Annotated in this window: 23 protein-coding genes; 12 read left to right on the forward strand and 11 right to left on the reverse strand. The window is 65.9% G+C overall.

All coding sequences use genetic code 11. The features are described 5' to 3' along the window. Positions 1-6 precede the first annotated feature (6 nt). On the reverse strand, positions 7-636 hold the full coding sequence (locus DFR45_RS04175; RefSeq protein WP_114482432.1) for a response regulator: 630 nt from the start codon (positions 634-636) through the stop codon (positions 7-9). Beyond that, entirely contained in the window at positions 633-1,748 is a 1,116-nt protein-coding gene (locus DFR45_RS04180; RefSeq protein ID WP_114482433.1) for a hybrid sensor histidine kinase/response regulator, read from the reverse strand. Before DFR45_RS04180 ends, DFR45_RS04175 begins: the two co-directional genes overlap by 4 nt. A gap of 148 nt (positions 1,749-1,896) precedes the next feature. On the opposite strand from DFR45_RS04180, the gene DFR45_RS04185 reads away from it, so the two are divergent. The 7 genes from DFR45_RS04185 to DFR45_RS04215 all read left to right on the forward strand — a co-directional run bounded on the left by DFR45_RS04185 (position 1,897) and on the right by DFR45_RS04215 (position 8,207). Next, positions 1,897-2,343: a hypothetical protein gene (locus DFR45_RS04185; RefSeq protein WP_114482434.1), complete on the forward strand. Its 447-nt coding sequence runs from the start codon at positions 1,897-1,899 to the stop codon at positions 2,341-2,343. A gap of 71 nt (positions 2,344-2,414) precedes the next feature. Then, the gene (locus DFR45_RS04190; RefSeq protein WP_114482435.1) at positions 2,415-2,777 is read left to right on the forward strand and encodes a response regulator; all 363 of its coding nucleotides are present in this window, start codon (positions 2,415-2,417) and stop codon (positions 2,775-2,777) included. Positions 2,778-2,832: 55 nt separating this feature from the next. Then, positions 2,833-4,953 carry a chemotaxis protein CheA gene (locus DFR45_RS04195; RefSeq protein ID WP_114482436.1) on the forward strand — a complete coding sequence of 707 codons (2,121 nt, stop codon included), beginning with the start codon at positions 2,833-2,835 and terminating at the stop codon, positions 4,951-4,953. Positions 4,954-4,971: 18 nt separating this feature from the next. Beyond that, positions 4,972-5,451 (forward strand): chemotaxis protein CheW, encoded by a 480-nt coding sequence (locus DFR45_RS04200; RefSeq protein ID WP_114482437.1) that lies wholly within the window; start codon positions 4,972-4,974, stop codon positions 5,449-5,451. Between the two features lie 34 nt (positions 5,452-5,485). After that, entirely contained in the window at positions 5,486-6,403 is a 918-nt protein-coding gene (locus DFR45_RS04205) for a CheR family methyltransferase (RefSeq protein ID WP_114482438.1), read from the forward strand. Next, the gene (gene cheD, locus DFR45_RS04210; RefSeq protein WP_174564665.1) at positions 6,390-7,067 is read left to right on the forward strand and encodes a chemoreceptor glutamine deamidase CheD; all 678 of its coding nucleotides are present in this window, start codon (positions 6,390-6,392) and stop codon (positions 7,065-7,067) included. The genes DFR45_RS04205 and cheD overlap by 14 nt, the downstream gene beginning before the upstream one ends. Positions 7,068-7,088: 21 nt before the next feature. Beyond that, complete coding sequence (locus DFR45_RS04215; protein ID WP_114482439.1) at positions 7,089-8,207, forward strand: protein-glutamate methylesterase/protein-glutamine glutaminase; 1,119 nt, start codon at positions 7,089-7,091, stop codon at positions 8,205-8,207. A 111-nt stretch (positions 8,208-8,318) separates the two neighbouring features. Here the strand turns inward: DFR45_RS04215 and radA are convergent, their stop codons facing one another. From radA to DFR45_RS04230, 3 genes are all read right to left on the reverse strand, one after another. Beyond that, the gene (gene radA / locus DFR45_RS04220) at positions 8,319-9,698 is read right to left on the reverse strand and encodes a DNA repair protein RadA (RefSeq protein WP_114482440.1); all 1,380 of its coding nucleotides are present in this window, start codon (positions 9,696-9,698) and stop codon (positions 8,319-8,321) included. Positions 9,699-9,741: 43 nt separating this feature from the next. After that, the gene (locus tag DFR45_RS04225; protein ID WP_114482441.1) at positions 9,742-11,232 is read right to left on the reverse strand and encodes a sensor histidine kinase; all 1,491 of its coding nucleotides are present in this window, start codon (positions 11,230-11,232) and stop codon (positions 9,742-9,744) included. Positions 11,233-11,296: 64 nt separating this feature from the next. Beyond that, a complete protein-coding gene (locus DFR45_RS04230) occupies positions 11,297-11,971 on the reverse strand; it encodes a response regulator (RefSeq protein WP_114482442.1) in 675 nt (224 codons plus the stop codon). Positions 11,972-12,111: 140 nt separating this feature from the next. On the opposite strand from DFR45_RS04230, the gene dcd reads away from it, so the two are divergent. Together dcd and DFR45_RS04240 are read left to right on the forward strand one after the other, a co-directional pair. After that, positions 12,112-12,678: a dCTP deaminase gene (gene dcd, locus DFR45_RS04235; RefSeq protein WP_114482692.1), complete on the forward strand. Its 567-nt coding sequence runs from the start codon at positions 12,112-12,114 to the stop codon at positions 12,676-12,678. Between the two features lie 95 nt (positions 12,679-12,773). Then, a complete protein-coding gene (locus DFR45_RS04240; protein WP_114482693.1) occupies positions 12,774-14,222 on the forward strand; it encodes a DEAD/DEAH box helicase in 1,449 nt (482 codons plus the stop codon). 527 nt (positions 14,223-14,749) lie between these two features. On the opposite strand, the gene DFR45_RS04245 is transcribed toward DFR45_RS04240, so the two are convergent. Then, positions 14,750-15,601, reverse strand: coding sequence for a symmetrical bis(5'-nucleosyl)-tetraphosphatase (locus DFR45_RS04245; protein WP_114482443.1), 852 nt, complete (start codon positions 15,599-15,601; stop codon positions 14,750-14,752). 25 nt (positions 15,602-15,626) lie between these two features. Here DFR45_RS04245 and DFR45_RS04250 point away from each other — a divergent pair, with 25 nt between their 5' ends. From DFR45_RS04250 to DFR45_RS04260, 3 genes are all read left to right on the forward strand, one after another. After that, entirely contained in the window at positions 15,627-16,937 is a 1,311-nt protein-coding gene (locus tag DFR45_RS04250) for a hemolysin family protein (RefSeq protein ID WP_114482444.1), read from the forward strand. A gap of 103 nt (positions 16,938-17,040) precedes the next feature. Then, positions 17,041-17,619: a BPSL1445 family SYLF domain-containing lipoprotein gene (locus DFR45_RS04255; protein ID WP_114482445.1), complete on the forward strand. Its 579-nt coding sequence runs from the start codon at positions 17,041-17,043 to the stop codon at positions 17,617-17,619. Positions 17,620-17,724: 105 nt separating this feature from the next. Beyond that, entirely contained in the window at positions 17,725-18,303 is a 579-nt protein-coding gene (locus DFR45_RS04260) for a BPSL1445 family SYLF domain-containing lipoprotein (protein ID WP_114482446.1), read from the forward strand. Between the two features lie 34 nt (positions 18,304-18,337). Here the strand turns inward: DFR45_RS04260 and flhC are convergent, their stop codons facing one another. From flhC to DFR45_RS04285, 5 genes are all read right to left on the reverse strand, one after another. Continuing rightward, positions 18,338-18,928 (reverse strand): flagellar transcriptional regulator FlhC, encoded by a 591-nt coding sequence (gene flhC, locus DFR45_RS04265; protein ID WP_114482447.1) that lies wholly within the window; start codon positions 18,926-18,928, stop codon positions 18,338-18,340. A 29-nt stretch (positions 18,929-18,957) separates the two neighbouring features. Next, positions 18,958-19,284, reverse strand: a complete 327-nt coding sequence (flhD, locus tag DFR45_RS04270) for a flagellar transcriptional regulator FlhD (RefSeq protein ID WP_114482448.1) — start codon at positions 19,282-19,284, stop codon at positions 18,958-18,960. Between the two features lie 247 nt (positions 19,285-19,531). After that, on the reverse strand, positions 19,532-20,395 hold the full coding sequence (locus DFR45_RS04275) for a sulfurtransferase (RefSeq protein WP_114482449.1): 864 nt from the start codon (positions 20,393-20,395) through the stop codon (positions 19,532-19,534). A gap of 1 nt (position 20,396) precedes the next feature. Continuing rightward, a complete protein-coding gene (locus DFR45_RS04280; protein ID WP_170132840.1) occupies positions 20,397-21,284 on the reverse strand; it encodes a DMT family transporter in 888 nt (295 codons plus the stop codon). A 266-nt stretch (positions 21,285-21,550) separates the two neighbouring features. Beyond that, positions 21,551-22,684, reverse strand: coding sequence for an aromatic ring-hydroxylating oxygenase subunit alpha (locus tag DFR45_RS04285; protein ID WP_114482450.1), 1,134 nt, complete (start codon positions 22,682-22,684; stop codon positions 21,551-21,553). Positions 22,685-22,702 lie beyond the last annotated feature (18 nt).

The following is a 22,702-nucleotide window of genomic DNA, read 5'->3' on the forward strand; positions in this document are numbered from 1 at the left end:
CGGCGGTCACACCAGATGGTTGCGGATCGCATAGACCGTGAGTTCGGCGTTGTTCGAGAGTTTGAGTTTTTCGAGCACGCGCGCGCGATAGACGCTCACGGTCTTGGGGCTGAGCATGAGCTCCTCGGCGATGTCCGAGAGCTTGCGGCCGGAAGCGATTTTGATGAGGGTCTGCAATTCGCGCTCCGAAAGTGCGGCGTGGGGCAGTTCAGGGCTGGGCTGCGCAAGGCTGTCAGCGAGAAGTTGTGCGACTTCGGGCGTGAGGTACTTGCGTCCCTGGGCTACGGTGCGCACGGCCTGGGCGAGCGCGGCGGGGTCGCTGGCCTTGTTGACGTAGCCTTGCGCACCGGCGCGCAGGCAGCGCAGCGCATACTGGTCTTCGGGGTACATCGAAACCGCCAGCGCCTTGATCGCGGGGTGCGTCTCACGCAGGCTCGCGAGCACTTCGAGGCCGCTGCGCCCGGGCAGATTCAGGTCGAGCAGCAGCACATCGCAGGCCGCGCTGCGCAAGACTTCGCGCAGCTCGCCGTAGCTGCCGGCTTCGCCCGTCACACGGATGTCGGGCTCTTCGCTGAGCGTGTCACGAATGCCGCGGCGCAGCACCGCGTGGTCATCGCAGAGGACGACATGGATCATGGCAAGTCCTTGGTTGGCGCGGCGGCCGTCGGCGAGGGTGGCAGGGGCACGGAGAGAACTACGCTCGTGCCGCGCCCGGGCTGGCTGCTCACGTCGAGCCAGCCTCCGACCGTGCGCGCACGCTCTTGCAGCCCCTTGAGGCCGAAGGCTTTGGGTTTGTCGCGTTGTGCGGGCGCCATGCCACGGCCATCGTCGCTGATTTCCAGCGTGAGCATGCCTTCGCTGTCTGCGAGCTCGATGTGTACCTGGCGCGGCTGGGCGTGCTTGACGACGTTGGTGAGCGCCTCTTGCGCGGTGCGATAGGCCACGAGCTGCACTGCGGGCGGCACGGCGATGTGCTCGCGGCTCGTGCGCACCTGCGCGGGCACGCCGGTGCGCCGCTCGAAGTTCGCCGCGAGCCACTGCACGGCCGCGACCAAACCCTGGTCGAGAATGGGCGGGCGCAGGTTCATCATGATGCGCTGGCTCGCGCTAAGTGCCTGTTGCAGCGTGTCGGCGGCGGCGTCGGCGCGCTGCTGCAGCTCGGGGTCATGGCTGTGGCGGCGGATCCAGGCGAGGTCGAAGCGCAGCGCGGCGAGCGCGCCGCCGATGTCGTCGTGGATTTCGCGCGCGATCGCGGCGCGCTCCTGCTCGATCGAGCTTTGCAGGTGCTCGGTGAGCTCGGCGAGGCGGCGCTGCGATGCTGCGAGCTCGGCCACGGCCAGTTCGCGCGCGCGCCGGGCCTCGTGCACCTCGATGGCGCGTCTGATCACGTGCGCGAGGCGCGCCATGTCGTCCTTGGCCACGAAGTCGGCCATGCCCAGGCGCATCGCATCGACGGCGGCGGCCTCACCGATCGCGCCCGACAGCAGCACGAAAGGTGGTGGTACAGGCAGCGCTTCGACCAGTTTCCAGGCGTCGAGCGCGGTGAAGCCCGCGAGCCGATAGTCGGCCAGAATCACGTCGAAGCGCTGCGCGGCGAGAGCGTGCGCGAAGTCCGCGAGCGTCTCCACCTGCTGCAGCGTGCACTCCATGCCCGCGCGGCGCAGCGCCAGGCGCGCGAGCGCGTGGTCCGCGGGCGAGTCTTCGAGGTGCAGAATATTCAGGGCTTGGCCTGATGGAGCACGTTGCATAACGGCGTTATCATAGAAAGCGATACATTTTGGAACAAACAGTCGCTTCGAATGTAGCGCAAGCGCATCGAATTTGTCCCTACGAGCCGTTGGGCATCCGCTGCGGTAAAACCCTTTCTTTCGTTTCGTGCATCGACACACTCACCCTATGCAAGTCATGGCACAGACATCCCAGGAGCCCAAGGTCGAGGTGCCCGTCGTGGCCGTGGCGGAGATCCAGGACGCGCTGTTGGTCGTCATGCACGACTTGCGGCGTCTCGAAGGGCTGCTCGATCATGCGGCAGAAAACCTGCTCGCTCGCTTTCAAGATGCCAATGCTTTGCTGGATGATGCATCCGTGGCCGCATCTCCCCAGTTCGCGGCAGTGCGTGAAGCACTGCACGGTGCGGTGACGGAGTTGCAGTTTCACGATATGGCGGTGCAGTTGATCGCGCACACCCAAAAGGTATTGCAGGGCTGTGCATTCCGGCTCGCGGCCGAAGCCATGCCGCCGGAGGAGGGCGAAGAGGTGGCGCCATGCATGCCCATGCTGCCCGAGCGGCCCAACCCCGTGACGCAAGGCGAGATGGATGCGGGCTCGGTGGAGTTGTTTTGAGCGGCGCGTCGTCTTGCAAAGTTACAGTTAACCTATGCACTTTTGCCCGTTTCAGTTTCTTGGAGTGTTCCATGCCGTCGATTCTTGCCGTTGATGATTCACCTTCCATGCGGAAAATGGTGGCGTTCACCCTTACGGCAGCAGGCTATCAAGTCATCGAGGCCGTCGATGGGCAGGATGCCCTCGAGAAAGCGCAAGCCCAGGCCGTGGACCTGGTGCTGGCGGACCAGAACATGCCCCGGCTCGATGGCATAGGGCTCACGCGCAAGCTGCGCGAGCTGCCGCACTTCAAGACCACGCCCATCCTGATCCTGACGACGGAGTCGAGCGACCAGATGAAGCAGGCCGGACGCGCCGCCGGAGCCACGGGCTGGCTGGTCAAGCCCTTCGATCCGAAGCGCTTGATCGAAGTCATCAAGAAGCTCGTTTCTTGAGCATTCCTAGACCCAGTCCCTTGCCGGGCACATATCGCAGCACACAGGAGCCCCCATGGCGCAGACCCAGCATGAAGCAACGGGTGCCGGCGCGGATTTCGATCTGAGCCAGTTCTACCAAATCTTTTTCGAAGAGGCGGGCGAAAACCTCGACCAGCTCGAGCAGATCCTGCTGCACCTGGACTTGCAAAGCGCGAACGACGAAGAACTCAACGGCATCTTTCGTTGTGCGCATTCGATCAAGGGCGGTGCCGCCACTTTCGGCTTCACCGACGTGGCCGAGCTCACGCACCAGATGGAGTCCTTGCTCGACCGTCTGCGCCGCCACGAACTGCAGCCGGTACCTGAAATGGTCGATGTGCTGCTCGAGGCTGCAGACGCGGTGCGCAGCCTGCTCGCGCGCCACCAAGCGGGCGAGCAGGGGGCGGCCGTGCCCACGGACGAACTGGTGCGTCGCATTGGCGCCCTCGCTGCAGGGGCCGTGACAGCCGCCGCGCCGGCACCCGCCCCGGCACCCAGTCCCGCCCCGGCACCTGCCGCTGTGGTCGTTGCCGCTCCTGCCGTGGCAAGTCCGCCTGCGGGCCAGCCGCGTCAGCTCGAGATCGAAGTCGGGCCGCTTGCGCGGCCTGCTGAATTGGGCGACGCGATCAAAGAGCTGTTCCGCGACATCCCGGGCCTGGGCACGATCAGCGACCTGCCGGCCTCTGACCCGAAGATGCGCCGCTTTGCCGTGCAGACCAGCGCTTCCAATGAAGATCTGCTCGACCTGCTCGCATTCCACGTGGCCAAGGATCAGGTGCGCATCACCGAACGCGCTGTGCCGCCAGCGGCTGCGTCGGCTGCGGATGCGGTCGGCTATGGATTTTTTGGCGAGGCGACCGCCGCGCCGGCTGCAGCTGCGGCGCAGGCTCCGGCCGCCCCCGCCCCCGCCCCCGCCACGCCAGCTGCCGAGCCGCGCAGCGCGCCCCCGCAGGCGGTGCAGGCGGCGCACGCCGCACCGGCGCAGTCGCTCGAATCGACGACGATCCGCGTGGCCGTGAGCAAGGTCGATCAGCTCATCAACCTGGTGGGTGAGCTCGTCATCACGCAGGCCATGCTCGCGCAAAACAGCCGCGGGCTCGATCCGGCCGTGCACCAGCAGCTGCTCGCGGGCCTGGCCGACCTCGACCGCAACACGCGCGATTTGCAAGAGGCGGTCATGTCCATCCGCATGATTCCGATGTCGGTCGTGTTCAGCCGCTTTCCACGCATGGTGCGAGACCTTGCGCACAAGCTCGGCAAGAAAGTCGAGATCGTCACCGTGGGCGAAGCCACCGAACTCGACAAGGGTTTGGTCGAAAAAATCACCGACCCGCTCACGCACCTGGTGCGCAACAGCTGCGACCACGGCATCGAATTGCCCGCCGAGCGCCGCGCCAAGGGCAAGCCCGAGCACGGCACCATCACGCTCGCGGCCTCGCACCAGGGCGGCTCCATCGTGATCGAGGTGCGCGACGACGGGCAGGGCCTGTCGCGCGAGAAAATCCTGCGCAAGGCGCGCGAGCGCGGCCTGGACGTGTCCGACCAGATGAGCGACGCCGAAGTCTGGCAGCTCATTTTCGCGCCGGGTTTTTCCACCGCCGATGTGGTCACCGACGTGTCGGGCCGGGGCGTGGGCATGGACGTGGTCAAGCGCAACATCACGGCGCTCAACGGCACGGTCGAAATCGACTCGGTCGAAGGCCAGGGTACGCGCGTGGCCGTGCGCCTGCCGCTCACGCTGGCCATCATGGACGGCATGTCGGTGGGCGTGGACAACGAGGTCTATATCCTGCCGCTGTCCTCGGTGGTGGAATCTTTCCAGGTGCAGCCCAGCGATGTCAACACCGTGGCGCAGGGGGCGCAGCTCGTCAAGGTGCGCGATGAATACATGCCCGTGATCGCGCTCGAGAAGATTTTCGAGGTGCCGCGCCTCGATACCAGCAAGTCGAGCGACATCATGGTGGTCGTGGAGGCCGACGGCAGCCGCGTCGCCGTGCTCGTCGATGAATTGCTGGGGCAGCACCAGGTGGTGGTGAAAAACCTCGAAACCAACTACCGCAAGGTGCCCAACGTCTCCGGCGCCACCATCCTGGGCGATGGTCGCGTGGCCCTGATTCTGGACACCGCGGGCCTGGTGCGCCGTGCACGGCATTGATTTTGCAGAGGGAAAACCATGGAAGCAGTAGCCAGCAAGACCGAAGAAGCCACGACGGCCGCCGCGCGCGAATACCTCACGTTTCGCCTCGGGCAGGAGGAATACGGCATAGACATCCTCAAGGTACAGGAAATCCGTGGCTACGAGCCGCCCACGCGCATCGCGCATGCGCCCGAGTTCGTCAAGGGCGTGGTCAACCTGCGCGGCACCATCGTGCCCATCGTCGATATGCGTTTGCGCTTTCACTGCGCGCAGGCCGCGTACGACAGCTTCACCGTGGTCATCGTGCTCAACCTGCACCAGCGCGTGGTGGGCATCGTAGTCGATTCGGTCAGCGACGTGCTCGAACTCCTGCCCGAGCAAATCCGCCCTGCGCCCGAGGTCGAGAGCAGCATAGACAAGGCCTGCATCACCGGCCTGGGTTCGGTGGGCGAGCGCATGCTGATCCTGCTCGACATCGAAAAGCTCATGACCAGCCCGGAAATGGGGTTGGTGTAGTCCTTTGTAGGGCAGTGCTCGTTCCATGGACGCAATGGTTCGCCCCGCGCCAGCACAAGAGGGGCGCGTACAAAAGCGGGCGGTGGCTGCACGCCATGCCGCCGATGCTGCGCTTGCCACCGATGCTGCGCTGCAGAGTCGCGAATTCGCCTGGACGCCAGCCGATTTTGCGCGCGTGCGCAAGCTCATCTACGAGCACGCGGGCATCAGCCTGCACGAGGGCAAGCAGGCCATGGTCTACAGCCGACTCGCGCGCCGCCTGCGCGAAACGGGGCACCGAAGCTTTCGGGAGTACCTCGATTGGCTCGAGTCGCAAGACCCCCGCGAAGGCGGCGAATGGCAGGAGTTCGTGGATGCGCTCACGACCAACCTGACGGCTTTCTTTCGCGAGCCGCACCATTTCGAGCTGCTTGCCGCGCACTTGCGCAGCAAGCCTGCAGGCACGCCTTGGCACGCTTGGTGTAGCGCAGCCTCCACGGGCGAGGAGCCGTATTCGATCGCCATGACGGTCGTGGAGACTTTGGGCCCGCATGCGCCTTTCAAGTTGATGGCAAGCGATATCGACATGCACGCACTCAAGAAAGCCGCAGAGGGGGTTTATCGTCTCGATAGCCTCAAAGGCTTGAGCGCCGAGCGCCTGCAGCGTTTTTTCCTGCGTGGCAAGGGCGCCAATGCGGGGCTGGCGCGCGTCAAGCCCGAGTTGCGCCGCCTGATCGAATTCCTGCAGGTCAATTTGGTCAGCGACTCCTGGCCCTTCAAAGAGCCTTTTGATTTCGTTTTTTGTCGCAACGTCATGATTTACTTCGACGCGCCCACGCAGCGGCGCGTGCTCGAGCGCATCCACCGTGTGCTCAAGCCGGGCGGTTTGCTGTTCGTGGGTCATGCCGAAAACTTCAGTGAAGCCCGCGACCTTTTCACGTTGCGCGGAAAGACCGTCTATGAGCGTCGCTGAGCCGCATCGTCCCACTGCCCAGCACCATGCCGCAAGCGCTGCGCAGCGGGCTTTGCTCGCGCAGCTCAAGGCGCGCCCGCGCCAGCCAGGCGAGGCGGGCTTTTTTTACATCGACAACCATTTTGGTCGCGTCGCCGTGAAGGTGTTGCCCGGCGAATACTTTGTGACCGGCGAAGATATGCTCATCACCACGGTGCTCGGCTCGTGCATAGCAGCGTGCCTCTGGGATGGCCAAGCGCGCATTGGCGGCATGAACCACTTCATGCTGCCCGAAGGCGAGCAGGGCGACGCCTCGGGCCGTTATGGCTCTTACGCGATGGAGCTGCTGATCAACCAGATGCTCAAGCTCGGTGCGCGGCGTGAGCGTCTGCAGGCCAAAATCTTCGGCGGCGGGCAGGTCATGCACAATTTCACCACCATGAACGTGGGCGAACGCAACACGCGCTTCGTGCACGAATACCTGCGCACCGAGCACATTCCCATCGTTGCAGACGACGTGCTCGACATCTACCCGCGCAAGGTCGCGTTCTTTCCGATGACGGGCAAAGCCATGGTCAAGCGCCTCGCCCATGCCCATCCCGAAACGCTCGAGGCGCAAGAGACCCGCGGCAACGCGGCGCTGCTCGCCAAAACCGCAGCCGGTGGTTCGATCGATCTGTTTTGATGCTCTTGTGATTCGACAGCCATGCCAGAGAAGAAAAAAATCCGCGTGATCGTGGTCGATGACTCGGCGCTGGTGCGCAGCCTGCTGGCCGAGATCATCAACCGCCAACCAGACATGGAGTGCGTAGGCACGGCCAACGATCCGCTGATCGCGCGCGAGATGATCCGCGAGCGCAACCCCGACGTGATCACGCTCGACGTCGAAATGCCGCGCATGGATGGCATCGACTTTCTCGAGCGCCTCATGCGCCTGCGCCCCATGCCGGTGGTGATGGTCTCCACGCTCACGCAGCGCGGCGCCGAGGTCACGATCCGCGCGCTCGAGCTCGGTGCGGTGGACTTCGTCGCCAAGCCGCGTGTGGGGCTTGCGAGCGGCATCAACGCACTCGCCGACGAGATCGTCGAAAAGATCCGCATCGCCGCGGCCTCGCACGTGCACCGCATCGTCGCCAAGGCGGCGGCCCGGGCTGCAGCCAGTGCACACGCCGCTGCCGCTGCGGGGCCGGCCAGCGCAGCGCCTGCGCCGCCCCTGGGCCGCATCTCGACCGAAAAGCTCATCGCCATCGGCGCCTCCACGGGCGGCACCGAGGCCATCAAGGAGGTGCTGCTGCCCATGCCCGCTGACGCGCCGGCCATCGTCATCACGCAGCATATGCCGCCGGGCTTCACCACGAGTTTCGCCGCGCGCCTCGACAGCCTGTGCCGCATCCGCGTCAAGGAGGCCGAAAACGGCGAGCGCATCCTGCCGGGGCACGCCTACATCGCGCCCGGCGGCAAGCAGTTTCGCGTCGCACGCAGCGGCGCCAACTATGTCGCCGTGGTCGATGATGGCCCGCCCGTGAACCGCCACAAACCTTCGGTCGAGGTGCTGTTCAAATCGGTCGCGGCCGCGGCCGGGCCCAATGCCTACGGCATCATGCTCACCGGCATGGGTAACGACGGCGCGGCCGCGATGCGCGAGATGAAAGACGCCGGTGCCTACAACTACGTGCAGGACGAGTCCACGTGCGTCGTTTTCGGCATGCCGCGTGAAGCCATCGCGCATGGCGCCGCCGACGAGGTGCTGCCGCTGCCGCAGATCACCCCGGCGCTGCTCGCGCGCCTGCGCAGCAGCACCGAGCGGCTGCACCACCGGATTTGAGGAACCCTGCAATGCGTGCGGGCTGCACCTGCATCGCTCTGTTTTGAGGAGCTGTCAGCGCTTGCCAGATCTGCCTGAAGTGCCGATTTTGCTTGTAATTTCTGGGTGACCTCACCCGAGGCCGCGCACCACTTCGAGCGCTTCTTCCACGCGCTCCACGGCATGGATGGTGAGGCCCTCGATGGGCTTTTTGGGCGCATTGGCCTTGGGCACCACGGCCACGCTGAAGCCCAGTTTGGCAGCTTCGCGCAGGCGCTCCTGGCCGCGCGGCGCGGGGCGCACCTCGCCTGCGAGGCCGACCTCACCGAACGCGAAAAACCCCTTGGGCAGCGCCTTGCCGCGCAGGCTCGAGGTGATGGCCAGCAGCACGGCAAGGTCGGACGCGGGCTCGCTGATGCGCACGCCGCCCACGGCGTTCACGAACACGTCCTGGTCGGCGCAGGCCACGCCCGCGTGGCGGTGCAGCACGGCCAGCAGCATGGCCAGGCGGTCGCGGTCCAGCCCCACGCTCAGGCGCCGCGGGCTCGGGCCGCCGCTGTCCACCAGGGCCTGGATTTCGACCAGCAGAGGGCGTGTGCCCTCGAGCGTGACGAGCACGCAGCTGCCGGGCACGGGCGTGCTGTGCTGGCTCAGAAAAATCGCGCTCGGGTTGCTCACGCCCTTGAGGCCGCGTTCGGTCATCGCGAACACGCCGATCTCGTTCACCGCGCCGAAGCGGTTTTTGATGGCGCGCACGAGGCGGAACGGGCTGTGCGTGTCGCCCTCGAAATACAGCACGGTATCGACCATGTGTTCGAGCACGCGCGGGCCGGCCAGCGCGCCCTCTTTGGTCACGTGCCCGACGAGCACCACGGCCATGCCCGAGGACTTGGCTGCGCGCGTGAGGTGCGCCGCGCACTCGCGCACCTGCGCGACCGAGCCCGGCGCCGAACTGAGCTGGTCGGAATACACGGTCTGGATCGAGTCGATCACCGCCACGGCGGGCTGCTGCGCATCCATGGTGGCGAGGATTTTTTCGAGCTGGATCTCGGCCAGCACCTGCACGGGGCTGTGCTCGAGCCCGAGCCGGCGCGCGCGCAGCGCCACCTGCGCGCCGCTTTCCTCGCCCGTCACGTACAGCGTGGGCAAGCCCGTGCGCTGCAGCGCGTCGAGCGCTTGCAGCAGCAGGGTGGACTTGCCTATGCCCGGGTCGCCGCCGATCAGCACCACGCCGCCTTCGACGATGCCGCCGCCGAGCACGCGGTCGAGTTCCTCGAGGCCGCTGGCCGTGCGTGCAAAGTCGCGCGCCTCGATCGCCGCGAGCGGCTGCACGGCCTGCGCCTGCGCGAGCCCCGCGAAGGGGGCGGCGCTGTAGCGGTTCTTGCCCGGCTCGGCCTCGGGCATGGTTTCGACGAGCGTGTTCCAGGCGCCGCAGGACGGGCACTTGCCGAGCCAGCGCGGGCTCGTGCCGCCGCAGGCGCTGCAGGTGAACAGGGTTTTTTCTTTGGCCATGGGGCAGGAATACGCGACGGGGCGAGAGCTTGCAGGCGCGGCACTATAGAGCATCGTCCGCGGGCGTGTCTTGCTGCACGGGCAGCGCCGCAAAGCGCACCGTGAAACGCGCGCCCGGCGGGCGGCGGCCCGGATGCGCGTCTTCGAGCAGCACCTGCGCGCCGTGCTGGCGCGCGATCTCGCTGACGATGGGCAGGCCCAGGCCCGAGCCGTCGGCCTCGTTGCCAAGCGCGCGGTAAAAGGGCTGGAAGACGAGCTCGCGCTCGGCCTCGGGCACGCCCGGCCCCGAGTCCTCGACCTGCAGCAGCACGACCTGGCCTGGCGGGTCGGCGAGCACGCGCGCGGTGACCACGCCGGGCTGCGCGGCACTCGATGGGGTGTAGTTGATCGCGTTGTCGAGCAGGTTGCGCACCAGCTCCTTGAGCAGTGTGGGGTTGCCCTGCACCCACACGCCGGGCGCCGTGGGCGGGGCGCCGTCGTAGCCCAGATCGAGGTGCTTGTCGAGCGCGCGCGGTACCGAGTCGCGCACCACTTCCATGGTCAGGCGCGCGAGGTTGCAGGGCTGGTGCGCGAGGCGTGCGCCACTGGCCTCGGCCCGCGCGAGCGCGAGCAGCTGGTTCACCGTGTGCGTGGCGCGCACGCTCGCGCGCCCGATCTGCTGTAGCGAGCGCTTGAGGTCTTCGGTGCTCGTGCCTTCGCGCTGCGCGAGGTCAGCCTGCATGCGCAGGCCCGCGAGCGGGGTCTTGAGCTGGTGCGCGGCGTCGGCAAGGAAGCGCTTTTGCGTCGCGATGGAGTCGTCGAGCCGCGTGAGCAGGTCGTTCACCGAAGCCACGAGCGGCGCCACCTCGAGCGGCACCGTGCGTTCATCGAGCGGGCTCAGGTCGTCGGGGCGACGCGCGCGGATGCGCTGCTCGATCTGGCTCAGCGGCTGGATGCCGCGCGCAAGCGCCAGCCACACCAGCAGCACCGCGAGCGGCAGGATCACGAACTGCGGCAGCATCACGCCCTTGACGATTTCGGTCGCGAGCATGCCGCGCTTTTCGCGCGTCTCGGCCACCTGCACCAGGGCCAGCGCGGGGCGGCCCTGCTCCGCAGGCAGTGCGAGCGGCACCCAAACCGCGGCCACGCGGATGTCCACGCCGCGCAACTCGTCGTCGCGCAGCCACACCGTATCGACGGCATCCTGATCCGGGCGTGCGTCCCCTGCGGGTTGCGGCAGGCTCGCGTCGCCCGCGAGCAGTGCACCATCGGGGGCGAGCACCTGGTAATACACGGTGTCGGCGGCGTCGGCGCGCAGCATTTCATAGGCCGGCTGCGGCAGGCGGAACTGCACCTGGCCGTGCACCACGCTCACGAGCTGGGCCAACGTCTGCGCGTGGTGTTCGAGCGCGCGGTCGAAAGGTTTGTTCGCGAGCGTCTGCGCGACCAGCCAGGTCAGCGCGAGGCTCAGCGGCCACAAGAGCAGCAGCGGCGTGAGCATCCAGTCGAGGATTTCACCGAACAACGAGCGCTGCGTGCGCTGGAAGATTTTCAAGGTTATAAGTAAAAAGTGCTTTTTACGCCCGTAGATGCTGCGTAAGCAGCTCCTATTTTGCGAGTCATCCGGGGATTTTTTCGAGGCAGTAACCAAGCCCGCGCACGGTGGCGATGCGGATCGGGCCGCGTTCGATTTTCTTGCGCAGGCGGTGGATATAGACCTCGATGGCGTTGAGGCTCACTTCCTCGCCCCACTCGCACAGGCGCTCGACCAGCTGATCCTTGCTGACCAGGCGCCCCGCGCGCTGCAGCAGCACTTCGAGCAAGCCGAGCTCGCGCGCCGAGAGCTCCACCATCTTGCCGTCTATGGTGGCCACGCGCCCCGCCTGGTCATACACCAGCGGCCCGTGGCGGATGACGCTGCTCGTCGCACCAGCCTTGCGCCGCGTGAGCGCACGCACACGCGCCTCGAGCTCCTGCAGGCTGAAGGGCTTGGCCATGTAGTCGTCGGCGCCGAAGTCCAGCCCCTGCACGCGGTCTTCCACGCTGTCGGCGGCCGTGAGGATGAGCACCGGCAGCGTGGAGCCGCGGCCGCGCAGCTTTTTGAGCACTTCGAGCCCGTGCATGCGCGGCAGGCCCAGGTCGAGGATCAGCAGGTCGAACTCGGTGTGCGTCATCAGCGCCGCGTCGGCTTCGCTGCCGCTGGACACATGGTCCACCGCCGCGCCCGAATTGCGCAGCGTGCGCAGCAGGCCGTCGGCCAGCACCTGGTCGTCTTCGGCAATGAGGATGCGCATGGGGCTCGTCTCCGGGGGGCTTTGGTTTCTCGTGCGATTGTGGCATGCAGCGATGGCCGAGCGGGCCGCGCTCCTGGCCCTGCTCGACCCTGCTCGACGAGCCCCTGCTTACAATGCCGCGGCACAACCAGGGCCCCAGCATGAGCATCAAAAGCGACAAATGGATCCGCCGCATGGCCGAGCAGCACAGCATGATCGAACCCTACGAGCCCGGCCAGGTGCGCGAGGTCGATGGGCGCAAGATCGTGAGCTACGGCACCAGCAGCTATGGCTACGACATCCGCTGCGCGCCCGAATTCAAAATTTTCACGAACATCCATAGCACCGTGGTCGATCCGAAGAACTTCGACGAAAAGAGCTTCGTCGATTTTCATGGCGAGGTGTGCATCATCCCGCCCAACAGCTTTGCGCTGGCGCGCACCGTGGAATACTTCCGCATTCCGCGCAACGTGCTCACCATCTGCCTGGGCAAGAGCACCTACGCGCGCTGCGGCATCATCGTCAACGTCACCCCCTTCGAGCCCGAGTGGGAGGGTTACGTGACGCTCGAATTCAGCAACACCACGCCGCTGCCCGCCAAGATTTATGCCGGCGAAGGCTGCGCACAGGTGCTGTTTTTCGAGAGCGACGAGGTCTGCGAAACCAGCTACAAAGACCGCGGCGGCAAGTACCAGGGACAGGTGGGGGTGACGCTGCCCAAGGCGTGAGGCGCGCAGCACCACCCGACGTCGGGCCGCTCGGTCGCCGCGTCATGCGGCGGCTTGATGCCGCGCGTGTGCTGCAGTGCGACAATAGCGAGCTCATGACAAGTTCTTTTTCCAATCTCTCGCTGGCCGAGCCGCTGGCGCGTGCCGTGGCCGAAATGGGCTACACGGCGATGACGCCCATCCAGGCGCAGGCCATTCCGGTCGTGCTGCAGGGGCGCGACGTCATGGGCGCGGCGCAGACGGGCACGGGCAAGACGGCGGCGTTTTCGCTGCCGCTGCTGCAGCGCCTCTTGGTGCACGAAAACAGCTCCACCTCGCCCGCACGCCATCCGGTGCGGGCACTCGTGCTGCTGCCCACGCGCGAACTCGCCGACCAGGTGGCGCAGCAGATCGCGCTTTATGCCAAATACACCAAGCTGCGCAGCGCCGTGGTGTTCGGCGGCATGGACATGAAGCCGCAGACGCTGGAGCTCAAAAAAGGCGTGGAAGTCCTCGTCGCGACGCCGGGGCGGCTGCTCGACCACATCGAGGCCAAGAATGTGGTGCTCAACCAGGTCGAATACGTGGTGCTCGACGAGGCCGACCGCATGCTCGACATCGGCTTTCTGCCCGACCTGCAGCGCATCCTCGCCTACCTGCCGCGCCAGCGCACCACGCTCTTGTTCTCGGCCACCTTCTCGCCCGAAATCAAGCGCCTCGCGGCAAGCTACCTGAACGACCCCGTGACCATCGAGGTCGCGCGCCCGAACGAGACGGCCGCCACCGTGGAGCAGCGCTTTTACGCCGTGGGCGAGGACGACAAGCGCAGCGCGCTGCAGCAGTTGCTGCGGACACTGCAAATAAAGCAGGCTTTCATCTTCGTGAACAGCAAACTCGGCTGCGCGCGCCTGGCCCGTGCCCTTGAGCGCGAGGGCTTCAAAACGGCGGCACTGCACGGCGACAAAAGCCAGGACGAACGCCTGAAGGCGCTCGAAGCGTTCAAGCGCGGCGAGGTCGATCTGCTCGTGTGCACCGACGTGGCCGCGCGCGGGCTCGACATCAAGGACGTGCCTGCGGTGTTCAACTACGACGTGCCATTCCACGCCGAAGACTATGTGCACCGCATCGGCCGCACGGGGCGCGCGGGCGCCTCGGGTCTGGCCGTCACGCTAGTGGCGCCCGGTGATGCGCGCCTCGTGGCCGAGCTCGAAAAACTCCTCAAGAAAAAAATCGTCCCCGAGCCGCTCGCCCTCGAGCACGAGCGCCCGCGCAGCCGCGAGGGCCGCTACGCGTCGGCCGAGGGTGCAGGGCGGACGTCGGGACGCGAGCAGGGGGGGCGGGAGCCGGCCCGAGGATCGACACGGGAGGAGCGCCCAAGGCGCGGCTTTCGCCCAACCGCGCCGATCCACGACCCCTTGTTCGACAAGCCCTACGAGCCCAACCCCGGTGCAACGCCGCCGGCATGGGAAGCCGTCGAGAAGGCGCTACCTTCGCCGCGCAACAGCGTCTCGCCCAACATCAAACCCAAGCGCAAGATCGCCGCGCTGCTCAAGGCGGGTTCCTGAGCCAAAAATAGCCAAGGAATTGGGGTCAGATTCCAGCGATTGGCGAAGGTGACGGGGCTGAGGGAGGATGCCGGGATGTGCGCCCGGCGGCGCACCTTCTTTTCTTGTCTCGCCAAGAAAAGAAGGCAAAAGAAGGCGACCCTGCTGTCTGCGTCCCTGAGCGCCTGACCGGCGCCCAGGGCAACCTGCGGTGCTCGCGCCCGGCGGGGTCGCGCGAAACTCGCTGCGCTGCGCTTCGCTCAGACAATCGCGCGCCCTTTACCCGCCGGGCGCTGCGCTCCTCGGCGCATACAGAAGGGCGGGGATACCACACGGGCCATCGCTGCGCTCGACCCTTTTGGGGAGATTGGAATCTCATCCCAAATACACGTGAACTGGACTTACGCAAACAAAGATGCCGCAGCGTGTTTTGCCATGGGGGGCGCACGACTTGCCTCACCCCGATTTGCGTCAGTCGTGGTGAATTACGATTGTTTTGGTCTTTTACCATTGTCCTTTCAGCGCAAGCAGCTAACAAAACAATAGCATCATGCCCCCGGTCTCTGGGCCTGGGCACAGCGCACCTGCAGCAGCTCGCGCTCGGCCAGGGTGTGGCCGAAGCGCACGGCGCTCAGGGCGCCGCCCCAGACGCAGCCGGTGTCCAGCGCGAGCAGGTCGGGGCGGTTGAGCCAGCCCAGCGTGGACCAGTGGCCGAAGGCGATCGGGTGGCCCGCGGTGCGCCGCCCGGGCACGTCGAACCAGGGCAACAGGCCCGGCGGGGCGGCGCCGGCGCTTTCGGTGCTCGAAAAATCCATGGCACCTTGCGGCGTGCAAAAGCGCAGGCGGGTGAGCGCGTTGACGATCACGCGCAGGCGCTCCACGCCGCGCAGGCCGTCGTGCCACTGCGCGGGCGCGTTGCCGTACATCTGGCGCAGGAAGTCGCGCAGGTCGGCGCTGCGCAGCACGGCGTGCACCTCGTCGGCGAGGGCCAGGGTGTCTTGCACGCTCCACTGCGGCAGCACGCCTGCGTGTACGAGCAGCAGCGCTTCTTCGTCCCGCCCATGCACATGCTGGCGCGCGAGCGGCTGCTGGCGCAGCCAGTCGAGCAGGGCCGCGCGGTCGGGCGCGGCGAGCAATTCCTGCAAAGTGTCCTGCCGGCCGGGTTTGCGCGCGCCGTGCGCCAGCGCGAGCAGGTGCAGGTCGTGGTTGCCCAGCAGCGGGCGCAGCGCGTCGCCGTGCGCCATGCAGCGGCGCAGCACCGCGGCCGAGTCGGGCCCGCGGTTGACGAGGTCGCCGAGCAGATAGACGGTGTCACGGCTCGGGGAAAAGCCGATCAGCTCGAGTAGCTGTCCCAAGGCGCGGTCGCAGCCTTGCACGTCGCCGATACAGTAAAGTGCCATGGTGTTCAATTTTTAGCCAAGATCCATGGATTTTCTGCTGATCGCGCTGCTGACGCTGCTCAATGGCGTGTTCGCGATGTCCGAGCTCGCGCTCGCGTCGAGCCGCAAGCTGCGCCTCGCGGCCCTGGCCGAAGAGGGCGACAAGGGTGCGCAGGCGGCGCTCGCGCTGCTCGACGATCCCACGCAATTCCTCTCGTCGGTGCAGGTGGGCATCACCTCGATCGGCATGCTCAACGGCATCATCGGCGAGGCCGCGTTCAGTGAGCAACTCGCGCACGGGCTGCAAAGCCTGGGCATGGCTTCGGGTGCGGCGGGCATCGTGGCCACGGCGCTGGTCATCACGGTGATCACGTTCATCACCATCGTGTTCGGCGAGCTCGTGCCCAAGCGTCTGGGGCAGCTCTACCCCGAGCCCGTGGCGCGGATGATCGCGCTGCCCATGACCTGGGTGGCGCGCGTGGCCAAGCCTTTCGTGCGCTTGCTCGCGCTCTCCACGCAGGCCGTGTTGCGCCTGCTGCGCGTCGACGATTCGGCCGTGCGCCCGATGACGGAGGAAGAGATCATCGCGAGCCTCGAAGAAGGCCGCGCTGCGGGCGTGATCGAGCAGCATGAACACCAGATGGTGCGCAACGTCTTTCATCTCGACGACCGCCCGCTGACTTCGCTCATGGTGCCGCGCACTGACGTGCAGTGGCTGGACGCGCGCGCGTCGGTGGCCGAGTGCCTGCGCCTCGTCGCGCAGAGCGAGCGTGCGCACTCGTGGTATCCGGTGTGCCGCGGCTCGCTCGATGACGTGGTCGGCATCATCAGTGTGGCGCGCCTGCTCGCACTCGGGCCCGAGACGCCGGGCAGCATAGAGGCGCATGTGCAGCCGGCCGTTTTCGTGCCCGAGACGCTCACGGGCATGGAGCTGCTCGAACAATTTCGCACGCGTGCGGGGCGCATGGTGTTCGTGGTCGATGAATACGGGGTGGTGCAAGGCATCATGACGCCACACGATTTGCTCGAAGCCATCACCGGCGAGCTGCAGCCCGGTGCCGCGAGCGAAGCCTGGGCCACGCAGCGCGAAGACGGCAGCTGGTTGCTCGACGGCCTCATGCCCGTGAATGAGCTCAAGGCGCGCCTGGGCATACGCGAGCTGCCCGACGAGGAGCGTGCGCGCTACAACACCCTCGCGGGGCTGCTGATGGCCGAGTCGGGCCATTTGCCGGTAGTGGGCGAGCGCATCAGCTGCGCCGGCTGGGTGTTCGAGGTGATGGACCTCGATGGCAAGCGCATCGACAAGGTTCTGGCCATGCCGCAGCAGAGCGCGGCGCAACCGCAAGAGAGCGGATAAGCTGCGGAAACATGCACAAACAAAGGCGCAAGATTGCTACGGTTTTGGAGAGTGTCTTGCCTTTACACTGCGGCCCGTTGGCATTCTGCGAAGGAGTCTGTTCATGCGTTTTCCCTTTCTGTGTACGCTGGCCGTGGCCGCACTTGCAGGCAGCATGGGCTTGACGGCCTGCACGACCACCGGCGAGACGGACACGGCGCCCAACACTTCGGCGCGCGTGGCGCTCGATGCCGAAGTCAATGACACTCTGAACCGCCTATACAAAGTCGCGCCCGACACGCGCGAGATGGTGGCCAAGGCCGCCGGCGTGCTGGTGTTCCCCTCGGTCATCGGCGGCAGTTTCGTGGTGGGTGGCGGCTATGGGCGGGGTGCCATGCTCGTGGACGGGCGCACGCAGGGTTATTACAGTTTGGGCACGGGCTCCATTGGCTGGCAGATCGGTGCGCAGTCCAAGTCGGTCATCTATGTGTTCAATACCCGCGAAGCCCTGGCGAAGTTTCTCGACAGCACGGGCTGGGTCGCGGGCGTCGATGCCACCGTGGCGGTGGCGCACATCGGCGCGAACGGCCGCATAGACAGCGAAACCATCCGACAGCCCGTGGTCGGTTTCGTCATGAACAATGCCGGGCTCGAGGCCGGCGTGTCGCTGCAGGGCACGAAGATTTCGCGCATCAGCCTGTGAGCGGGCTGTTTGCATCAATAAAATGCGCGCGGAGCGTGCGGCTTTTCCGGTGCTGCGCGGGGGGCAGGTTCGATCGGTTTTTTCACTGAGCAAAGGAGTTTGACCATGCGTTCTCCCATTTTGCGTACTTTGGCGCTGGCCGCGGTGGCTGGCAGCATGCTCTTGACCGCCTGCACGACCACGGGCGAGAAAGACACGGCGCCCAAACCCTCGGCGCGCGCCGCGCTCGACGCCGACGTCAATGCCACGCTGAACCGGCTCTACAAGATATCGCCCGATGCGCGTGAGATGGTGGCCAAGGCTGCCGGCGTGTTGGTGTTTCCGTCGGTAGTCGGCGGCAGCTTCGTGGTGGGTGCCGAATATGGCCGCGGCGCGCTGCTGCAGCACGGCCGCATCCAGGGCTACTACAGCCTGGGTGCGGGCTCGCTCGGCTGGCAGATCGGCGCGCAGTCCAAGGCCATCATCTACGTCTTCAACACCAGCGACGCGCTGCAGAAGTTTCTCAGCAGCGAAGGCTGGGTGGCCGGCGTCGATGCCACCGTGGCCGTGGCGCACATCGGCGCCAATGGCAGCATAGACACCGAGACCGCCAAACAGCCCGTGGTCGGCTTCGTGATGAGCAACGCCGGCCTCGAAGCTGGCGTGTCGTTGCAGGGCTCGAAGATCACCAAGATCAAACTCTGAGCCCGACAGGCTGCTTGCCCCGCGCTGACTTTGGCTACAGAGTCAGCGCGCCAGCGCTCTTGCTTTTCCCGGCGCGCGCGGGCGGATTGCACAGGCCGCAGGTGTAGTGGCGCGCGTTTTCATAGGGTTCGGTGACGAACTGGCCGCCGCATTGCTTGCATGCCGTGCGCGTGAGCATGCCCGCATCGACGAACTTCACGAGGCGCCACGCGCGCGTGAACGACAGCAGCGGCTCGATTTGTGCCATGCGCATCTGCTCGTCGTAAAGGCGGTAGGCTTTGGTCAATAGCTCCACGGCGTCCAGGCTCACGCCCTTGGACAGGTATTCGTAAATGTTGAGGAACAGCGAGCTGTGGATGTTTTCCTGCCAGGTCAGGAACCAGTCGGTCGAAAACGGCAACTGGCCTTTGGAGGGTGACTTGCCGGCAATTTCTTTGTAGAGCCGGATCAGACGCTCGTAGGACAGTGTGGTTTCCGACTCGAGCACCTGCATGCGCGCGCCCATCTGTATCAGCATGGCCGCGCGCTCGATCTGGCGGGACTCGTCGAGCACGCTCTTGGGGCTCGACTTCGCGGGCGTTGTTGCTTTTGTTTTCGTAGCTGTATCGGCAATGGCGGCGGTCATGATGGCGTCCTTTTATCGATAAATCCTGCTCAGAGCACTTCGGAGATGCGCCCGGCCATGAGGATGTTCGCGTGCAGGGTGTTGACGGCTTCGTTGTCCGACTTTTTCTGCGTGTGGTTCGTGAGCAGGCTCCAGACCAGGTTGTCATCGACGCGGAAGCTGCAAAGAAGGGTGTTTCTCGAGGCCAGTTTGAGCACTTGCGCGGCCGACAGTGATGCCAGAATGTCGGCAGCGTCTTCGTTGATGCCCAGGCGGAACACGGCTTCGGCCTTGTCCTGGCGAATCAGGTTTTGCGCCAACATCAGGTAGGTGAGGTTGGCTTCGCGGATTTCGGCGAGGAGTTGTTCGTTGGTCATGGCGGCAATCCTTTCAAGGTCGGAGCGCTTGCATGGCAGAAGTGCCGTTGCGCGATCCGTTGAAATGGATTGTGATTTCGCCCCAATCAAAAATTAAGTCGGCGTTTGGCGGTTTCGTGTGTCAGGCTGCGCGCCTATCCGTGTAGGAATTTGCCTGACAAGCGCCGCAGGTAAAAAGCGCTTTTTGCACTGGGCGCACCTGCTGCACGCCACCCCGCCGCACGGCTTTCGTGAGCGAGACGCGCCCTCAGCCGCGCGCCACGGGCCGGGCGGGGTCGCTGCACCATTCGCTCCAGCTGCCGGCGAAAAGGGCCGTTTGCCCGAGGCCGGCCACTTCCATCGCGAGCAGGTTCGGGATCGCGCTCACGCCGCTGCCGCAGTAGTGCACCACGCTCGCGGGCGCGCGGTTTTCCAGCAATGCCTCGAACTCGGCACGCAGCTGGTCCGCGGGTTTGAAGCGCCCGTCATCTTGAAAATTGAGCGTGAACGGGCGGTTCAGCGCACCTGGAATGTGCCCCGCGACGGGGTCCAGCGGCTCGACTTCCCCGCGGTAGCGCGGCGTGGCGCGCGCATCGATGAGGGTTTGCGTGGGCTTGTCCAATGCGGCCAGTACCTCGGCTGCGCTGACCAGGCGGCGCAGCGCGGGGCCGGCGATGAACGGCGTTGGATCAGGCGCAGGTTCGGGGCCGCTGCGCACCGCGCCGCCCGCGGCCTGCCAGGCTTGCAGGCCGCCGTCGAGCACGGCCACGGCCTCGTGCCCGAGCCACTTGAGCATCCACCACAGGCGCCCGCAAAAATTGGCGCCGTTGCGGTCATAGACGATGACCTGCATCTCGCGGCGCAGGCCGCGGCGCGCGAGCCAGTCGGCGAACACTTCGCGCAGCGGCAGCGGGTGGCGCCCGCCCGAGGCGCGCGGCTGCTGCGGCGCGGCGCTCAGGTCGTGGTCCAGGTGGGCGTAGAGCGCGCCGGGGATGTGCGCCGCGTGGTACAGCTGCGCGCCCGCGTCGGGCTGCGCGAGGTCGAAGCTGCAGTCGAAAATCAAGAGCGGTGCGCCGCCCGCTTGCAGGGTTTGCAGCTCGGCGGGCGTGATGAGGGTGGTGTGGGCTGGCATGTCAATGCTCCTCGGCGGGTGGCTGGGGCAGCGCGCGGGCGCGCAAAAACGTGGCGACGATGCCGCTCGCGATGATGGTGGCCATGCCCAGCCAACCGATGAGCGGGATCTGGTCGTCGAACCACAGCAGCCCGAACAGCGCCGCAAACACGATGCCCGAGTATTGCAGGTTGGCGACGATCATGGTCGCACCGCGCGTATAGGCGCGCGTCATGCACAGCTGACCCAGCGCAGCGAGCACACCCACGGGCAGCAGCCACAACGCCTGCACGGTGTCGAGCCGGTGCAGTTCGAAAAACTGCATGCCCACGGCGCCGGCGAGCGCGGCGCCCACAGAAAAGTAGAACACCGTGCGCGCCTCGGGCTCGCCCACGCGGCCCAGCGCCGCCACCTGCAGGTACGCGAGCGCCGACATCAGGCCCGAGAGCAGGCCGATCAGGCCGGCAAACAGCTGGTTTTGCGCGAGCGTGGGGCGCAGCATCATGACCACGCCGGCAAATCCGGCCATCACTGCGAGCACCAGCGGGCCTTGGCGGCGTATGTCGGCGATGCGCCCCATGAGCAGCGTGCCGCCGACCAAAAACGCTGCCACCCAGACGCCGCTCATGTAGTTCAGCGTCATGGCCGTGCCCAGCGGCAGGTGCGCAATGGCGTAAAACCAGGCCGACAACGCGCTCACCCCGACGATGTTGCGCCACACGTGCATCATGGGCACCTGGGTGCGCAGGCTCACTTTGCGCGAGCGCGCCCACGCCCACATGAAGACGATGCCGATGGCACCGCGGTAGCAGACGATCTCGAGCGGACTGAAATAGGGCGACGCGAATTTGATGCACACGCTCATGAGCGCAAAAAAGAGCGCGGCGGCGATCATCCAGGCGGCTTGCATGGCGAAAATTATGAATAAAAAACGGCCTGCGTGCTTTGTGGATGCGCGCAGGCCGCTATTGTTAAACCCAGATTGTCCATTAGGCGGTGCTGCGCACCTACGCGGGCGTTGGCGGACGTCTGCCGGTCATTTTGGCCGCGGCTTCGGCGTCCATGGCACTGGCCATGGACTTCTCACCCGCGACCAAACTGCCACGCCAGCCGCCTCGCCACCATCCCGCGTCCTAATGAACAATCTGGGTTAAAGTAGTTTTCAGGCGGTGACACTCATGCCCCACTCATGCCCATCACGCGCCGGTACCACTCGTGGAAGTGCTGCATGCCGTCTTCCATGGGGCTTTGGTAGGGGCCGACTTCGTTGTCGCCGCGCGCAAACAGCGCCTTGCGGCCCGCGTCCATGCGCTCGGCGATTTCGTCGTCTTCGATGCAGGTCTCCATGTAGGCGGCCTGCTGCGCCTCGACGAATTCGCGCTCGAAGGCGACGATTTCCTCGGGGTAGTAGAACTCCACCATGTTCAGCGTCTTGTTCAGGCTGATCGGGTGCACGGTGGAGACGGTGAGCACATGCGGGTACCACTCGATCATGATGTGCGGGTAGTACGTGAGCCAGATCGCGCCGCGCTCGGGCATCTTGCCGTTGCGGTATTTGAGCAAGACCTCGTGCCACTTCTTGTAAACGTCCGAGCCGGGCCGCCCGAACGTTGCCGCCACGCCCACGGTCTGCACCGAGAAGTTCTCGCGGAACTCCCAGCGCAGATCGTCGCAGGTGACGAAGTTGCCGAGGCCAGGGTGGAAGGGGCCGACGTGGTAGTCCTCGAGATAGACCTCGATGAAGGTTTTCCAGTTGTAGTTGCACTCGTGCAACTCGACGCGGTCGAGCGCGTAGCCGCTGAAGTCGAGCTCGGCGCGCGGGCCGAGCTGTGCAAGGTCGGCGGCTATGTCGCGGCCGTTGTCTTCAAACAGCAAACCGTTCCAGGAGCGCAGCGGGTAGTTGCGCAGGTTCAGGCATGGGTCTTGCGCAAAATGCGGCGCACCCAGCAGTGCGCCTTGCGCGCTGTAGGTCCAGCGGTGCAGCGGGCACACGATGTTGCCGCCCGCGCTGCCTTTTTGCTGCGTGTAGAGCGAGCCGCGCCCTTGCAGCATCACCGCCTGGCGGTGGCGACAGACGTTGGAGATCAGCTGCACTTGGCCGTGCGCATCGCGCACCAGCGCGCGGCCGCCGTTTTCCTGCGGCAAGGCGTAGTAGTCGCCCGCGTTCGGGACGCAGAGTTCGTGCCCCACATAGCGGGGCCCAGGCTGAAAGATGCGCTCCAGCTCGCGCTGGAACAGCGCCTCGTCGAAGTAGCTGGAAACGGGTAGTTGGCTTGCGGCCTGCTGCAGTCGAAGACTTAAATCAGACATGGGTGACCTGACCTAAAG

The sequence above is a fragment of the Extensimonas vulgaris genome, from assembly GCF_003337425.1.
Lineage (GTDB): Bacteria > Pseudomonadota > Gammaproteobacteria > Burkholderiales > Burkholderiaceae_C > Extensimonas > Extensimonas vulgaris.

Bases quoted from the DNA above. Each gene is read 5' to 3' on its own strand.
- DFR45_RS04175 (WP_114482432.1), bottom strand. From the start codon at position 636: ATGATCCATGTCGTCCTCTGCGATGACCACGCGGTGCTGCGCCGCGGC.
- DFR45_RS04180 (WP_114482433.1), bottom strand. From the start codon at position 1,748: ATGCAACGTGCTCCATCAGGCCAAGCCCTGAATATTCTGCACCTCGAA.
- DFR45_RS04185 (WP_114482434.1), top strand. From the start codon at position 1,897: ATGCAAGTCATGGCACAGACATCCCAGGAGCCCAAGGTCGAGGTGCCC.
- DFR45_RS04190 (WP_114482435.1), top strand. From the start codon at position 2,415: ATGCCGTCGATTCTTGCCGTTGATGATTCACCTTCCATGCGGAAAATG.
- DFR45_RS04195 (WP_114482436.1), top strand. From the start codon at position 2,833: ATGGCGCAGACCCAGCATGAAGCAACGGGTGCCGGCGCGGATTTCGAT.
- DFR45_RS04200 (WP_114482437.1), top strand. From the start codon at position 4,972: ATGGAAGCAGTAGCCAGCAAGACCGAAGAAGCCACGACGGCCGCCGCG.
- DFR45_RS04205 (WP_114482438.1), top strand. From the start codon at position 5,486: ATGGTTCGCCCCGCGCCAGCACAAGAGGGGCGCGTACAAAAGCGGGCG.
- cheD (WP_174564665.1), top strand. From the start codon at position 6,390: ATGAGCGTCGCTGAGCCGCATCGTCCCACTGCCCAGCACCATGCCGCA.
- DFR45_RS04215 (WP_114482439.1), top strand. From the start codon at position 7,089: ATGCCAGAGAAGAAAAAAATCCGCGTGATCGTGGTCGATGACTCGGCG.
- radA (WP_114482440.1), bottom strand. From the start codon at position 9,698: ATGGCCAAAGAAAAAACCCTGTTCACCTGCAGCGCCTGCGGCGGCACG.
- DFR45_RS04230 (WP_114482442.1), bottom strand. From the start codon at position 11,971: ATGCGCATCCTCATTGCCGAAGACGACCAGGTGCTGGCCGACGGCCTG.
- dcd (WP_114482692.1), top strand. From the start codon at position 12,112: ATGAGCATCAAAAGCGACAAATGGATCCGCCGCATGGCCGAGCAGCAC.
- DFR45_RS04240 (WP_114482693.1), top strand. From the start codon at position 12,774: ATGACAAGTTCTTTTTCCAATCTCTCGCTGGCCGAGCCGCTGGCGCGT.
- DFR45_RS04245 (WP_114482443.1), bottom strand. From the start codon at position 15,601: ATGGCACTTTACTGTATCGGCGACGTGCAAGGCTGCGACCGCGCCTTG.
- DFR45_RS04250 (WP_114482444.1), top strand. From the start codon at position 15,627: ATGGATTTTCTGCTGATCGCGCTGCTGACGCTGCTCAATGGCGTGTTC.
- DFR45_RS04255 (WP_114482445.1), top strand. From the start codon at position 17,041: ATGCGTTTTCCCTTTCTGTGTACGCTGGCCGTGGCCGCACTTGCAGGC.
- DFR45_RS04260 (WP_114482446.1), top strand. From the start codon at position 17,725: ATGCGTTCTCCCATTTTGCGTACTTTGGCGCTGGCCGCGGTGGCTGGC.
- flhC (WP_114482447.1), bottom strand. From the start codon at position 18,928: ATGACCGCCGCCATTGCCGATACAGCTACGAAAACAAAAGCAACAACG.
- flhD (WP_114482448.1), bottom strand. From the start codon at position 19,284: ATGACCAACGAACAACTCCTCGCCGAAATCCGCGAAGCCAACCTCACC.
- DFR45_RS04275 (WP_114482449.1), bottom strand. From the start codon at position 20,395: ATGCCAGCCCACACCACCCTCATCACGCCCGCCGAGCTGCAAACCCTG.
- DFR45_RS04280 (WP_170132840.1), bottom strand. From the start codon at position 21,284: ATGCAAGCCGCCTGGATGATCGCCGCCGCGCTCTTTTTTGCGCTCATG.
- DFR45_RS04285 (WP_114482450.1), bottom strand. From the start codon at position 22,684: ATGTCTGATTTAAGTCTTCGACTGCAGCAGGCCGCAAGCCAACTACCC.